This is a genomic window from Vibrio penaeicida, from assembly GCF_030689305.1.
Lineage (GTDB): Bacteria > Pseudomonadota > Gammaproteobacteria > Enterobacterales > Vibrionaceae > Vibrio > Vibrio penaeicida_B.
This window is the reverse complement of the sequence record NZ_JAUYVM010000009.1, coordinates 23,969-36,767: the sequence shown is the minus strand read 5'-3', so window position 1 is coordinate 36,767 and position 12,799 is coordinate 23,969. Positions and strand designations below refer to the sequence as shown.

The following is a 12,799-nucleotide window of genomic DNA, read 5'->3' as shown; positions in this document are numbered from 1 at the left end:
CGTGTTTTCCTTTTACTACTTTTTATTGGCTGCTCGTTCTATTGGCTACCAAATTATTGGGCTGGTTAAATTTTTGGTTGCTTAAAGAATTTCGCTGCTTAACCCTTAAGCGAGTTGGCTTGCTGGTTGTTTTGCCTTTGTTCATACCCTGATCGAGCATGCGCAACAAACCATTCCGTCACTAACTCTGGTCGGGTAATCGCTGTGCCAACAGTGCAACTCCACGCGCCTGCTTTTAAAGCATTTTCGACAACATCAGGAGAGTTATAACGCCCTTCAGCCATCACTCTGAATCCTTGCTCAACCCACCGCTCCACAAGGGAAATGTCGGGGTCATTTGGAACACTATCTGTGGTGTATCCAGACAACGTGGAACCGATTAAGTCGCATCCTAATTCCGAGGCTATTACGCCTTCTTCAAACGTTGAACAATCCGCCATTACGCACTTCCCTTGCGATTGAACAAGCGTGACAAGTTCGGTAAACGGGACCGGTCGCTTCCGCATCGTCGCATCTATCGCAATAATGTCTGCACCTGCGTTAATTAAGCCGAGCACATCGTCCTCAATGGCTGTAATTCGTACTGGATACTGTTCAAAATCGCGCTTAACGATCCCGATGATTGGCACCTCAACATGAGGGCGTACGAATGTAAGACGATTCACCCCTTCAATCCGTAACCCATTCGCACCACTTAAGATCGCCGTTTTTGCGTAAGCAAGTACAATGTCATCGCGGTCCATAGGGCTATCTTCAACTGGCTGACAAGAGACGACCAACCCACCGCGCAGCGCATTAATTACAGGTACTGCTTCACTATGATCCTTTTTCATACTGTTATCCTTTCACTGCACCGCCCATAACGGACTGACCAATTTGCCTATAAATCAAAAGCCCCAATAAAGTCGGAGGTAACGTTCCAATCACCATTACGGCTGCGGCGACTCCCCATTGAACGCCACCACCTCCAGCAGCAAAGAAGAACGAGGCTCCCACCGTTAACGGCACGGCATCCTTGGTTGTCAGCATTAATCCAAACAAAAACTCATTCCAAGCTGTAATGAAGCCGAAGATCAGCGTAGTCGCCAACACTGGCTTTGACATAGGAATAGCGACACTCTTTAGGAAGGTAAATGGGCTTGCGCCATCGACTAAAGAGGCTTTATCGAGTTCGGCTGGAATGTCGTGAATGGCATTTATCGACATCATGAGCGCCAAAGGCAAGTTCACAATCGCCAGTATCAAACCCAATCCCAATTTGCTATCGAGTAAGTGCAAAGGTTGATACATCATATAAAGAGGAATCGCGAAAATAATAAGGGGGACCGCTCTCAGGTTAATGACAGCCGGCATAAGAATGCGTGTGCCGTAACCCTTTCGCACCATGACGTAAGCGGCTGGAAAACAAAACAGCAACGGCAATACCGCCCCTATTGTTGCAACCACAACGCTATTCATTAAGTAAGCGATAACATCGAAACGATCGGAGATGGCAAAGACTTGAACGTAGTTTTCCATTGTCCAGCTTTCCACCCACAAGCTGGCATTGCTTGCGATTTCCGCGTTTGATTTAAACGACGTCAGCAAAGTGACAAGCACGGGGAAATTCATCAACAGCGCTGCGACAATAAATATAATCCAACGACCTATCATTACTGCGCTCCTTTTTTCTTCGAAGAGAAGTAATTCAGTGCAAAGAGCACTGCAAAAGTCACAAACAGTAGTAGCATGGAAGCCGCCACCGCTTTACCAATATTGCCCTGCTTAAAGAACGCGAGATAAACGTATATAGAAAGGCTAGTGGTCGAGCCCCCTGCGCCACTTCCCGTTAACACATAAACGTTGTCGAACACTCGAAATCCATCAATAAACCGAACAAACAACGCGGTAAATAGCGCGAGCTTCATAAAGGGCAGTTCGATGTTCCAAAACAACTTCAGACCATGGGCACCATCCAATGTGGCTGCCTTGCGAACGTCTTCAGGTATGGCTTGATAGGCCACATGAAACAGAAGAACGGCAAAAGGCGTCCATTGCAGGATCTCGATGGTCATTAATGTGTAAATGGCATTGTTTGCATCTAAGAATGCAGGGCTATCACCAAACCATTCCCACAAGTAAAACGGAACAGGACCAACAAACTCATGCAACACTAGGCGATACATCAATCCGACCAACGCGGGCGCTGCCATCATTGGCATCATGAGTATTGCCATCAACCAAGGGTGCTTTTTCAGCAATGGCGCTAAATACACCGCAAGGAACAATCCCAAACTGCATTCAATGAGTGCAGTGACAAAACCAAATTTGAATGAAAAATGGGTTGCCTTCCAAAACAGCGGGTCGTTAACAACATCAACAAAATTCTTAAAACCTTGTAATTCGGGGGAACGAAGGTTTTCAAATGTGACTCTCGACACGCTGTATACGAGGTCGGCAACCAAAGGAAATCCCAGAAATAAAATCAGGAACAACACCAAAGGCAACGTAAACAGTCGGCTTTGTTTATCGTGATTAGGGGCTTGAAGCATACTATCCACTCTTATTCTGGGAGGCAGTACAACATGACCTGCCTCCGATTATTCGCTACTTGCGTACGCTACTTAAGCAACTCTTTCATGGCTTTTTCGGTATTCTCTAAGGCTTGGTCCAAGCTCTGTTGATCAGCCCAATACCCAGTAAACTCCCTTGCTTGCACTTCATAGACCGTCAGCGCATTACCAGATGTGCCGCCATTCATTACGAAGCCGTAACTGCCCGCGTATTCACCCAATGTTTTCAGATCCGGTCTTTGCGCAACGATGTCGTCAACAACGTTTTCTTTCAGCGCAGGGTTACCGCCTGCCAATGCATAGGCTTTGGCTGCTTCTGCCGTGGCAAGCCAATTCAAGAACTTAAGTGCACCAGGTTTGTTAGTGGATGCTTTGTTCAAACCAAAACCGAGACCATGAACATGAGTGAATCGCCCATTTGGACCTTTCGGTGGTGGCGCTATGCCTACTTTGCCAGCAATGGCTGGATTTTTACTGGCGTCAGTTAGGTCACCTGCCGCTGCATTCCACTGAAGCATTGTCGCCGCTTGGCCTGCACCAAACGCAGCGTTGGCTTCTGCATATTCGTAAGAAAGTGAATCTTTTGGAGACGTACCTGCATCGTAAAGATCTCGGTATCGCTTGAGCGCACTGCGGTAACCCGCAGAATTCACCACTACTTTTCCGTCTGCATCTAACCAATTGCCGCCATACGCTTTGGCCGCCGAATGCCAAACCATCATGTTGAACAATAGGTTTTTCATTTGTAAAACCGTACCGTAGCGAACAGGGCTCTTTGAATTCTGTCTTTTGGCAAAAAACTGAGCTGTCACTTTATAGTCGTCCCAAGTCCAATCTTGCGGCGCAACTGGGTCCATTTCTTTACCAAACTCTTCTTTAGCAAGCGCACGGTATTTTTTCTTCCAACTTTCATTCGAAAGCAATGTGTCAATTAAGTCGGAGCGGTAGTACATGAAATGAAGCGACAAGTCGGTAGGAACACCATATTGCTTGCCTTCGTATTGCATGGTGGTAAGCACTTTATCGTCATACGCTTCGTTTGTGGTTAGCGTAATCGGTTCCATATAAGGCGAGTAGCGCCCGAGTGAATAGGTCGCAGTAAGATTGATATCAAACTCTGTAGTTCCGGCAGCAAGATCGGATTGCAACTTATCCCAGAACCCTTCGCGGTTGAAGAATAACGCTTCAACTTTGTCATTTTCACTCACGCTGCTTTGCGCGTTATACATTTCAATGGCTTTTCTTAACGCCGTTTCCTCTGGGCCACCTGGCCATCCAAGCACCGTGACTGTCGCTGAAGCCTGACTGGCACACATAACAGCCAGAGAAAGTGTGGCGATTTTCATTACTGATTTACGAATCATGTCCATTCTCCGTTTCGTCCATAACCCTAATTGTAGGTTGCATATTGAGCTTCACTTAAAACACATTGCTCAATACTTCACCTATAGAATTAGATCATATGGTCTATTTTTACAATCCCTTTACATCTCTTCGGTGTTTCATTATTGATACAAAAATCATTTTAATTGATGTTTTCTATAAAATATGGCTGTTTTCAGGTTGAGTCATGCGCTAACGTTCATTAGGATGATGCTATTGGTCTATACCGATTTAAGGAGAAATTGATGACAAAGAGAGCGAATATTAAAAACGAGCTCATGAAGTTTATTGCGGATAGTTCGCCGGGTATGCGGCTGCCTTCCGAGCGTGAACTCAGCAAGCGATTCGATGTGGCAAGGGAGACGTTAAGGCGCTGCTTACTCGAATTGGAAGCAGAGGGGCGGATCGTAAGAAAGCTTGGAGCTGGAAATTTCGTAGCAGACCGACCTGAAACAAAACAGCTATCACTGCGTTCGTTCTCTGAAGAGATGTTGGCAAAAGGTCTAAAACCATCAAGCCGAATCATTTCTACCGAAACGATTTCTGCTGGTGCAAAAATAAGCCAAATGCTTAATGTTTCCCCTTCTGAGCTGGTCTATAAAGTGGTACGAATTCGTTACGCAAATGAGCTACCAATGGCGATGGAGACCGTCTACCTTCCGTGCCAACTTCTACCTAAATTCGACCCAGAACGCCTTACGTCTGAATCTCTCTATACCATTTTGGAGCGTGACTACCAGTTGTCCTTAAATCAAGCCGATCAGTTTATTGAAGCAACGGTTGTCGAGCCTAAAGAAGCCGCTTTACTCAATGTTGCTCCTTATAGTGCTGGTTTACTCATAGAGCGCAGAATGATGGCTGCTAACAATACCCCCATTGAATTTTGCAAAACGCTCTACCGCGCCGACAAATACAAGTTTGAGGTACAAATTAGGAGACCTGCACATAACATCTGAATTCGGGGGTATGTTAACGCTGATATTTATTGCTCTATACCAAGTTTTAAAGGTGTAGAGAGGGTCAACAGCTCTCTATACCCAAGTAACTTCAAGATGCTAGGTTCAGCGAGAATTAACTGGCTTTCAGACAAGACACCGATTTGAAGATTTAGTGGTTCTAAATCAAGAATCGGCAACGCAGTATGAAAGCCAGTTAAACTCGCCCTTGGGAGCCCATATGCAATCCCATTTCATCGTCAAAGAACTTGAAAAGGACCTGCCATTCCGCTGCGTTCTCTTCCTTGAACTGGAACAGCATATGAGGCTCTGAATCCTGCATCTTGAGGTCACTTGGGTATATAGTGATAGGTCACTTTTTTCTGCGGTTTTGTAATGATCTGTGTCACAATGTGATTTCAATCCCAACTAACTCAATCATATATGAATTATCAAGCAGCAATCTTCGATATGGACGGGCTCCTTCTCGATACGGAGCGTGTGTGTATGTCCATTTTTAAACAGGCATGCGATACATTGGATATTCCGTTTCTGGACGATGTTTATCCTTCGATCATCGGGCGAAATTCAGCGGGTATTGAACAAACTTTACGTGCTGCTTATGACCAATATATCGAATACTCCAAGTTGCATGGTGAATGGAAAAAGCGCTACGACGATGTTGTCCTGCATCAAGCTATTCCAGTAAAAGAAGGGGTGATCGACCTTTTGGAATGGTTTCAAAGCAAAGATATTAAGTTGGCCGTTGCAACATCGACAGGTAAAGAAGTCGCAAGAGTCAAACTGCGTTTGGCTGGTCTAGATACATATTTTGAAAACGTCACAACAGGCTGTGAAGTAAAAAATGGTAAGCCCGATCCAGAGATTTACTTATTAGCAGCAAATCGGATTGCTGTTGATCCTAAGCACTGCCTCGCATTTGAAGATTCCAATAACGGTGTGCGTTCTGCTGTTGGAGCAAACATGAGTACCTTCCAAATTCCTGACTTAGTGCAGCCGTGTTCAGAAATAAAAGCCATGGGACATCACGTCATGCCTTCATTGAACGATGTTTTAATACATCTCAAAGCATTGAGTAAGTAAACAATGCGTTCACTAAAAATTGGGCTTTCTTTGGTGGCCTTAGTCATTGTTCTAATCTCTACGTGGATTTTTCTTCCACCGACAAACCGGTTAGACAAACAAGTTGTGAATCAACCGCTTCAACAACCTTTTTCTTTTGTTGGGTATAAAGTTATATCAAGTGACCCTTCTATCGATCCTATTTACCACTACTATATTGTTGGTGGTGAGTTCGTTGTTGAAGATGAAAAACTCAATGACACACCCCCCTTCTTAATCACTGCCGATCCTTTCGTTAAATTGAATACATTTGATGAAAGCACCATACACATTTCAGTGACTGGCAAAATAGTGCTTTATAACAACGATCTTTGGGTTCAAAAAAGTGATGGAAAAGTTCATCACTGGTACATAAATATGCACTCAAAATACATTAGATAAACATTATTTAAACAGCATAGTTATATAAAACCGTGTAAAATATGTGACTTTTCTATTGCTTATATTAATGCTTATAACAACAGTTAGTTTCCGTTACATTATTTCGTTTTTATTAATCGGCTCATCACATATATGAGAAACAAGATATAGATCTCAATAAAGATTTGTTTTTTTGTAATGGCTCTCTCCAAAATTGTGAGAGATCACCTAAACTTGAGTATGTACCGAGCATGGAATCTCGGGATTCAGAACAATTTCAACTAAGCCGTAGTAGGACCACAAAAATACTGTTCACATAGCATGTATTTTCCTAATTTTAACGGCGCTTATTGGTTATCAATTGATGCAATACAAACCTGAAAACTCTATAAAGATCGCAATTGAACACTTAAATATAGGAATGTTTGTAACGGGAATTGAGCAAAGTGAACGGGTAAACCTCTCCAATGCTGGTCGCGTTTCAACTCAAAAAGCCATAGCTCAATTGGTGGACAGTGGTGTTCGTTTCGCATGGGTGGATGAAAAATTGTCCGCCAGCAATTGCGTTTTCAAACCTGTTGCCAATGCAAGCAGTTCAGACGATAAGAAAGCCTCAAGCGAGGTCGCACCTGCACGCTCAAAAAAAATGCCCAGCCGCGAGATCAGACAAAACAAAGCAAAAAAGCTGATTGCCGAAGCCAAAGGTTTAGCGCAAAAATTGTTGACGGAGACATTTGAAGGAAACAGTTTCGAGGTTGATGCACTTGAAGAGTGGGCGGATGATGTCATTGAAACCGTGCTAATTGATTCCGATGCTATTAAATGTGTTTCAGCCCTTCGAAACAAAGACTCTTACTTACTCGAACATTCGGTTAATGTTGCATGTTTACTGGTAACGTTTGGCAAATCCTTGGGCATGGATAAAACGATGCTTCGTGATATGGCGATTGGCGGAATCATTCACGATGTGGGTAAAATCAAAGTGGATGATAAAGTTCTCCACAAGCCAGCCAGATTAACGCCTGAAGAATTTGAGCATATGAAGCTTCATCAAGTCTATGCAGGTGAGATCATCGATAATGTCGAGGGATTAAACCAAGTCAGCAGAGACGTTTGCTTAATGCACCATGAAAAGCTTGATGGCAATGGTTACCCAAATGGTTTGAAAGGCGACGAGATTCCTATTCACGGTAGAATGAGTTGTATTGTTGACATCTATGATGCCCTTACTGCACATCGCTGTTATAAGGCTGGCATGAGTTCAGCCGAAGCGTTTAAAATACTGCTGAGCCTCACCCCCTTCCACCTTGATCAGGAGTTGGTGTACAAATTCATCAACTGTATTGGTGTCTACCCAGTTGGGTCGTTAGTAGAATTAAGCGATGGTCGAGTAGGCATAACTTGGACTTCGAATAGCCAACAGCCTCTTAAACCGGTGGTGAAATGCTTCTATTCTCGCAAGTTTAAGCGCTTTACCGATGTTGCATTTGTGGATCTTAAGAGCGGCAATATCAAAATCGAAAGTGCTATCTCCCCCAGAGACATAGAAGTCGACCCTGCACCATTTTACGATGTTTAGATCGTATCTCCTCATAACAGGCAGTAACATTGCTGCCTGCTTAATCAATATTCAAGCGAGCTAAAGATAAGTAATTCAACTTGAATAATTTGGATGCAAACCAATTTATTTTTAATCCTGACAAAGGCTTACACCGCTCTGATAGTTTCTCACCTTGTGATCTGTTAAAAACCATTGTCCTTTTATCAGACGAAGATAATCATCATGAAACCGCTATGCCATTTGATACCTTTACGCATTTTGAACTCTCTGCGCGCCCTAGAACCACTGCGCTTACGCCCTTTTATCCTCGCTTCTTTTCTGGGGTTGTCGAGTTTTGTATCGGCTGAATCCACTCCTATAGAATATGCGTCTACGTGTTCGCAAGAGTTATTAGAAGAGGTTGGTATGAGTAATTTGGATGCCGCGATATTTCGTGTTTTGGAATCTGGCTCAACAGCCGAAGTAACGGGGGTAATATGTGATGGCACATTGCAAGCCGCACAAGAAATGTTGGATGACCACCCAAACCTCAATAAACTGATCTTTTTAGACGTCGGTGGTTCGGTAGACGATGTAACCAACTTGAAGCTCGCAACACTGATTCACTCGTTAAAGTTACATACGCACGTTTCTGGGGCGTTAAATCAAAAAGACGATGAAGGAAACGTTATTCGAGGTGGTGTCGCCTCTGGCGGAACGGATCTGTTTTTAGCGGGTAAAACTCGAACCGCAGACAAAAACGCTTATATTGGTGTTCATAGCTGGGCTTCTGGTGACTATCAGGGAAATGAGCTACCTAAAACTCACCGTGACCATCAACCCTACATTCAATTTTACAAGCTCATTGAGCTTCCTAAGCCAGAAGCATTTTATTTTTTCACACTAGAATCGGCTGATGCAGATAATATGCATTATATGAGTCGTAAAGAGCTGAATACCTTTCAAATAGTCACTCAATAGGCTTTCTAGCTTTCTAGCTTTCTAGCTTTCTAGCTTTCTAAGAAGTGATGCTTTCAAGCCGTTCATTAACAAAGACACCGAATGGTATTGCACCAATATCGTTGGGCGTCTTTGTCACGTGGAACTGATGTATATACCCACCTATCTCAATATATAGGATTCTGAATTTACAGAACCTAGTATCTTGAGTTGGCTTCAGTATACTTGTTGCCTTACAAATGGATCGCAATCAACGTGTAGGTGAACAATGAAAAGTGGCTACCAATACCCTATTGGCACTCAAGGAACAGCTTGGGGAGTAGAAGAAAAAAAAGCATGGCTAGATTCAGTTTCAATCAAGCGCAGCTATAAAAGTGACGTCGTCACTAAAATTGATGCGCTACGCAACCAATACGACGTATTCCAATATGGTGCACTAAGCTATAACCCAGAACAATTCCCACTATACGCGGTAAAAAGTAAAACTTGGGATACCAACCGCAAGACCATTTTGGTCACTGGCGGTGTGCACGGCTATGAAACAAGCGGTGTTCATGGCGCACTTAAGTTCCTCTCGCTACTCGGCAATGAATATGAAAAACACTTTAATATTGTTGTTGCTCCTTGTGTCAGCCCATGGGGTTACGAAACCATAAACCGTTGGAATCCAAACGCAGTGGATCCTAATCGTTCCTTTTACAAAGATTCTCCTGCAGAGGAATCGGCAAACCTAATGTCGATGGTGGAATCACTTGGTGTCGACATCTACGCCCATATTGATTTGCATGAAACCACAGACACTGACGAGTCCGAGTTTCGCCCCGCCCTTGCCGCACGCGATGGTTTAGATTACATCGAAGATCTTGTCCCAGATGGCTTTTACTTGGTTGGAGATACAGAAAATCCAAACGAAGGTTTCCAAACAGCCATCATTCAAGCGGTCGAAAAAGTCACTCATATTGCTCCACCAGACGGTAATGGAAACATTATCGGTTCACCCGTAGTGCAGCATGGTGTAATCAATTACCCAACCAGTAAACTTGGGCTGTGCAGCGGCTTTACTGGATGTGAGTACGGCACCACAACGGAAGTGTACCCCGACAGCCCGAAAGTGACAGACGAAGAATGTAACGATGCGCAAGTCGCTTCAATTAAAGGTGGATTGGACTACTTACTCAATTTATAGAGCTATCGAAAACAAAAAAGGATGGGATCCCATCCTTTTTTATTACTCGTATATTTTAAGCAAAGCAGATGAGTTTACTCAGCCAGTAAATGATGCCAGTTTTCATGCTTGTTGACATAGTGCTTAACGTAACTGCATTCCGGCACAATTTTCACATTCAGCTTTTCCATTTCTGGTAATACCGCTTCCATCATCACCACGCCTTTCCCTTGCCCCCTCAACGCTTCAGGCACGGAGGAATGGTCGACAAAAAACACGTCTCCTTCTTGGCGATAGGTTACTTTCGCCCAGTGCTCTGGTGCGACTTCAATTCGAAATTCTTTGGCTTGAATGTCGTGGATCACTGCAATTTCGTCACTCATTTACGTTATCTCTTTGTTAGATTCAATGATGTGTTAACCTTACTATAGTTCAGTAGACACCCCAAAATTGTATGTATTCTTCTCACATTATAGACACATGGCAATCAAAAGCCGTTGAAAATAAAAGAGCTTTCATCATTCCGGATGGGTGTCAGGATGTCATCGTTACACTTGCGGATAATACGCCAGCCCAAATCAATGTCTCTCCTCTTTATACGCATACTGCACCAATCGATATAACCGCGGGAACTGCAATGTTAGGGTTTCGACTTCAACCAGGTTGCAGCGCTTCCAACGTTGCAACGGATAAACTGCTTCAATGCTGGGATTCAAAAGATCAACTTATTGATAGAATTGAATCTGCAACGACAGTTAACTCAAACGTTGCTGAAGCACTTGAATGCATTCGTAAGGAAATGGGAAGTATTGAGCAAATAGCATCATTGCTCGGTGTAAATGTAAGAACGCTACAAAGAACCATCAAAAAGCACACCGATCAAACGCCGCTATTTTGGTTTCGATTAGCCAGAGTTCGCCAGTGTGCCAAAGCGATAATATTGAGCGGAAATTTATCCGACATTGCCTACGATTTTCAATATTCAGATCAAGCTCATATGTGCCGTGAGATTAAAAGCTGGTTAGGTGTTACGCCAACTCAGCTTTTCAATCGAGAAGACATCAAAGCTCAGATTTTTGATGATGGGTATTAACTCTCTGCCACTGGTGAGCATATTTCAATTAAAAAGCCATTTATGTCATGTACATAAGATGTAGTTTGCCCCCAAGGCATGTGCTCTACAGGCTGAACAAGTTCTGCGCCCGCATCCAAGGCTTGTTGTAGCGACTCCGCGACTTTATCCGTTTCAAATGCTATTTCGAAACTGGGTTGTTCGCGCTTGGGTAGTATTGCCCCTTTTCCAAGCTTATTCATCAGGTCAAGCGACGAAAATGATAAGGTCGTAGCACCCGTATCCAACTCGCCGTAGTCTCCCCCCTCATGGAGCATCGCACGTGAAAGCCCAAAGGCGCGTTCATAAAACGCCAGTGTTTTTGCCACATTTTCTACATAGAGAATCGTATATTTTAATCTCATTTTCTTTTCCTTCAGGCTTGTTTGAGAACGTTAGATTAATGCCTTGTTAGCACGTTTGTATTGAAAATAAACGACACATCCCCATGTCTGTTTATAGGCAGGAGACACATCAATGAAGGAGATCGGATATGAAGAGCATTGGAATTGTTGGTTGCTCAGCGGAAGGTGCAGCGCTCTGCTATACAACGATTTGTAGCGAAAGCATTGCCAAATTGGGGCACTATCAACATCCAGATATCGTGATGCACACCCCTTCTCTATCTTTATATGTTGATGCTTTGAATCAAGGGTCGAAGAAACACATTGCCGACCTTATGTTAACTTCCGTTGAAAAGCTCAAGGCCGCTGGTGCTGATTTTGTTATTTGCCCAGACAATACTATTCACCAAGCTTTCGATTTGGTGGAGCAGCCCTCATCGCTTCCTTGGTTACATATTGCGGATGTGGTGTCTCAGTACGCCAAACATCAAAGCTACTGTAAGGTTGGTATCCTAGGCACGCAATGGCTAACCGAAAGCGATGTTTACCCAAATAGTATGCGAAAAGTAGGTATAGACGTGGTATTGCCCAATGCATTGCAGCGACAAGAGATTGGCAATTTAATCATGAATGAACTGGTGCTCGGTAACGCTCCAAGCCATGTTACCGAATATTTGCTTAAGGTGATTGAAGAATTTAAATCTCAGGGTTGTGAAGCCGTTGTTTTGGGTTGCACCGAGCTTCCCATTGTACTGAGCGACGAAAACTCCACGCTCCCAACATTGGATTCCACTCGGCTTTTAGCACGGGCAGCAATTGAATGCGCCTGTATCGATTAGCAAACTCTATTCGTTCGATTGTATTCTGACCTTCTTACACAGCTGAATCATGGAATTTGCCTCTTCTTGGGTTAAACCAGTTGAGCAAAAAACCTTATCTGTAATGTCGGAGCTATTTTGAGAAAGCTCCCTCCCTAAATCCGTTAGTACAATGGATTTTTGACGTTCATTATTCGCAAGCTGCTCCCGACGAATAAGGTCTTTCTCTTCCATTCGTTTCAACAGCGGCGTCATGGTTGCCTTGCTGAGTTCTGTTGTCTTCGCTAGCTGACTAATTGAAACCTCATCTTCTTTCCACAATGCCATCAGCACCACAAATTGCGTATAGGTTAAACCATGAGGTTCAAGTAACTCCCTATACGTTGATGTCAGCTTATTGGATGTAGAATATAGAGCAAAACATAGCTGTCGATCTAATTCTGCTATTGCCACCCGATTCTCCAAGTATTCATTCGTAGCCATCATTA

Annotated in this window: 17 protein-coding genes; 9 read left to right on the top strand and 8 right to left on the bottom strand. The window is 43.6% G+C overall.

The features are described from left to right. Window positions 1-98 precede the first annotated feature (98 nt). The 4 genes from Q8W40_RS15425 to Q8W40_RS15410 form a co-directional block, all read right to left on the bottom strand. Window positions 99-833 (bottom strand): N-acetylmannosamine-6-phosphate 2-epimerase, encoded by a 735-nt coding sequence (locus tag Q8W40_RS15425; RefSeq protein ID WP_305398444.1) that lies wholly within the window; start codon window positions 831-833, stop codon window positions 99-101. Window positions 834-837: 4 nt separating this feature from the next. Then, the gene (locus Q8W40_RS15420; RefSeq protein ID WP_104399503.1) at window positions 838-1,653 is read right to left on the bottom strand and encodes a carbohydrate ABC transporter permease; all 816 of its coding nucleotides are present in this window, start codon (window positions 1,651-1,653) and stop codon (window positions 838-840) included. After that, complete coding sequence (locus Q8W40_RS15415; protein ID WP_101109956.1) at window positions 1,653-2,531, bottom strand: carbohydrate ABC transporter permease; 879 nt, start codon at window positions 2,529-2,531, stop codon at window positions 1,653-1,655. The genes Q8W40_RS15420 and Q8W40_RS15415 overlap by 1 nt, the downstream gene beginning before the upstream one ends. Window positions 2,532-2,599: 68 nt before the next feature. Then, window positions 2,600-3,916: an extracellular solute-binding protein gene (locus Q8W40_RS15410; RefSeq protein WP_305398441.1), complete on the bottom strand. Its 1,317-nt coding sequence runs from the start codon at window positions 3,914-3,916 to the stop codon at window positions 2,600-2,602. A 264-nt stretch (window positions 3,917-4,180) separates the two neighbouring features. On the opposite strand from Q8W40_RS15410, the gene Q8W40_RS15405 reads away from it, so the two are divergent. Beyond that, entirely contained in the window at window positions 4,181-4,891 is a 711-nt protein-coding gene (locus Q8W40_RS15405) for a GntR family transcriptional regulator (RefSeq protein WP_305398439.1), read from the top strand. Window positions 4,892-5,087: 196 nt separating this feature from the next. Here Q8W40_RS15405 and Q8W40_RS15400 read toward each other — a convergent pair whose 3' ends face one another. Then, window positions 5,088-5,213 carry a hypothetical protein gene (locus tag Q8W40_RS15400; protein WP_305398438.1) on the bottom strand — a complete coding sequence of 42 codons (126 nt, stop codon included), beginning with the start codon at window positions 5,211-5,213 and terminating at the stop codon, window positions 5,088-5,090. Window positions 5,214-5,314: 101 nt separating this feature from the next. Here Q8W40_RS15400 and Q8W40_RS15395 point away from each other — a divergent pair, with 101 nt between their 5' ends. The 6 genes from Q8W40_RS15395 (at window position 5,315) to Q8W40_RS15370 (ending at window position 10,059) form a co-directional block, all read left to right on the top strand. After that, entirely contained in the window at window positions 5,315-5,974 is a 660-nt protein-coding gene (locus Q8W40_RS15395) for an HAD family hydrolase (protein WP_305398437.1), read from the top strand. A 3-nt stretch (window positions 5,975-5,977) separates the two neighbouring features. Then, window positions 5,978-6,394, top strand: a complete 417-nt coding sequence (locus Q8W40_RS15390) for a hypothetical protein (RefSeq protein ID WP_305398436.1) — start codon at window positions 5,978-5,980, stop codon at window positions 6,392-6,394. 343 nt (window positions 6,395-6,737) lie between these two features. After that, window positions 6,738-7,952 (top strand): HD-GYP domain-containing protein, encoded by a 1,215-nt coding sequence (locus Q8W40_RS15385; protein WP_126607118.1) that lies wholly within the window; start codon window positions 6,738-6,740, stop codon window positions 7,950-7,952. 80 nt (window positions 7,953-8,032) lie between these two features. Beyond that, a complete protein-coding gene (locus Q8W40_RS15380; RefSeq protein ID WP_305398434.1) occupies window positions 8,033-8,281 on the top strand; it encodes a hypothetical protein in 249 nt (82 codons plus the stop codon). A 58-nt stretch (window positions 8,282-8,339) separates the two neighbouring features. Further along, window positions 8,340-8,894, top strand: a complete 555-nt coding sequence (locus Q8W40_RS15375; protein WP_305398432.1) for a hypothetical protein — start codon at window positions 8,340-8,342, stop codon at window positions 8,892-8,894. A 247-nt stretch (window positions 8,895-9,141) separates the two neighbouring features. Continuing rightward, on the top strand, window positions 9,142-10,059 hold the full coding sequence (locus Q8W40_RS15370; protein WP_305398430.1) for a M14 family metallopeptidase: 918 nt from the start codon (window positions 9,142-9,144) through the stop codon (window positions 10,057-10,059). Between the two features lie 74 nt (window positions 10,060-10,133). Here Q8W40_RS15370 and Q8W40_RS15365 read toward each other — a convergent pair whose 3' ends face one another. Next, the gene (locus Q8W40_RS15365) at window positions 10,134-10,421 is read right to left on the bottom strand and encodes a GNAT family N-acetyltransferase (protein ID WP_305398428.1); all 288 of its coding nucleotides are present in this window, start codon (window positions 10,419-10,421) and stop codon (window positions 10,134-10,136) included. A 71-nt stretch (window positions 10,422-10,492) separates the two neighbouring features. On the opposite strand from Q8W40_RS15365, the gene Q8W40_RS15360 reads away from it, so the two are divergent. Beyond that, window positions 10,493-11,131, top strand: coding sequence for a helix-turn-helix transcriptional regulator (locus Q8W40_RS15360; protein WP_305398427.1), 639 nt, complete (start codon window positions 10,493-10,495; stop codon window positions 11,129-11,131). On the opposite strand, the gene Q8W40_RS15355 is transcribed toward Q8W40_RS15360, so the two are convergent. After that, on the bottom strand, window positions 11,128-11,514 hold the full coding sequence (locus Q8W40_RS15355) for a VOC family protein (RefSeq protein WP_305398425.1): 387 nt from the start codon (window positions 11,512-11,514) through the stop codon (window positions 11,128-11,130). The genes Q8W40_RS15360 and Q8W40_RS15355 overlap by 4 nt on opposite strands. 128 nt (window positions 11,515-11,642) lie before the next feature. Here Q8W40_RS15355 and Q8W40_RS15350 point away from each other — a divergent pair, with 128 nt between their 5' ends. Further along, window positions 11,643-12,332, top strand: a complete 690-nt coding sequence (locus Q8W40_RS15350; protein ID WP_305398423.1) for an aspartate/glutamate racemase family protein — start codon at window positions 11,643-11,645, stop codon at window positions 12,330-12,332. 6 nt (window positions 12,333-12,338) lie between these two features. Here the strand turns inward: Q8W40_RS15350 and Q8W40_RS15345 are convergent, their stop codons facing one another. Further along, a complete protein-coding gene (locus Q8W40_RS15345) occupies window positions 12,339-12,764 on the bottom strand; it encodes a MarR family winged helix-turn-helix transcriptional regulator (protein ID WP_305398421.1) in 426 nt (141 codons plus the stop codon). Window positions 12,765-12,799 lie beyond the last annotated feature (35 nt).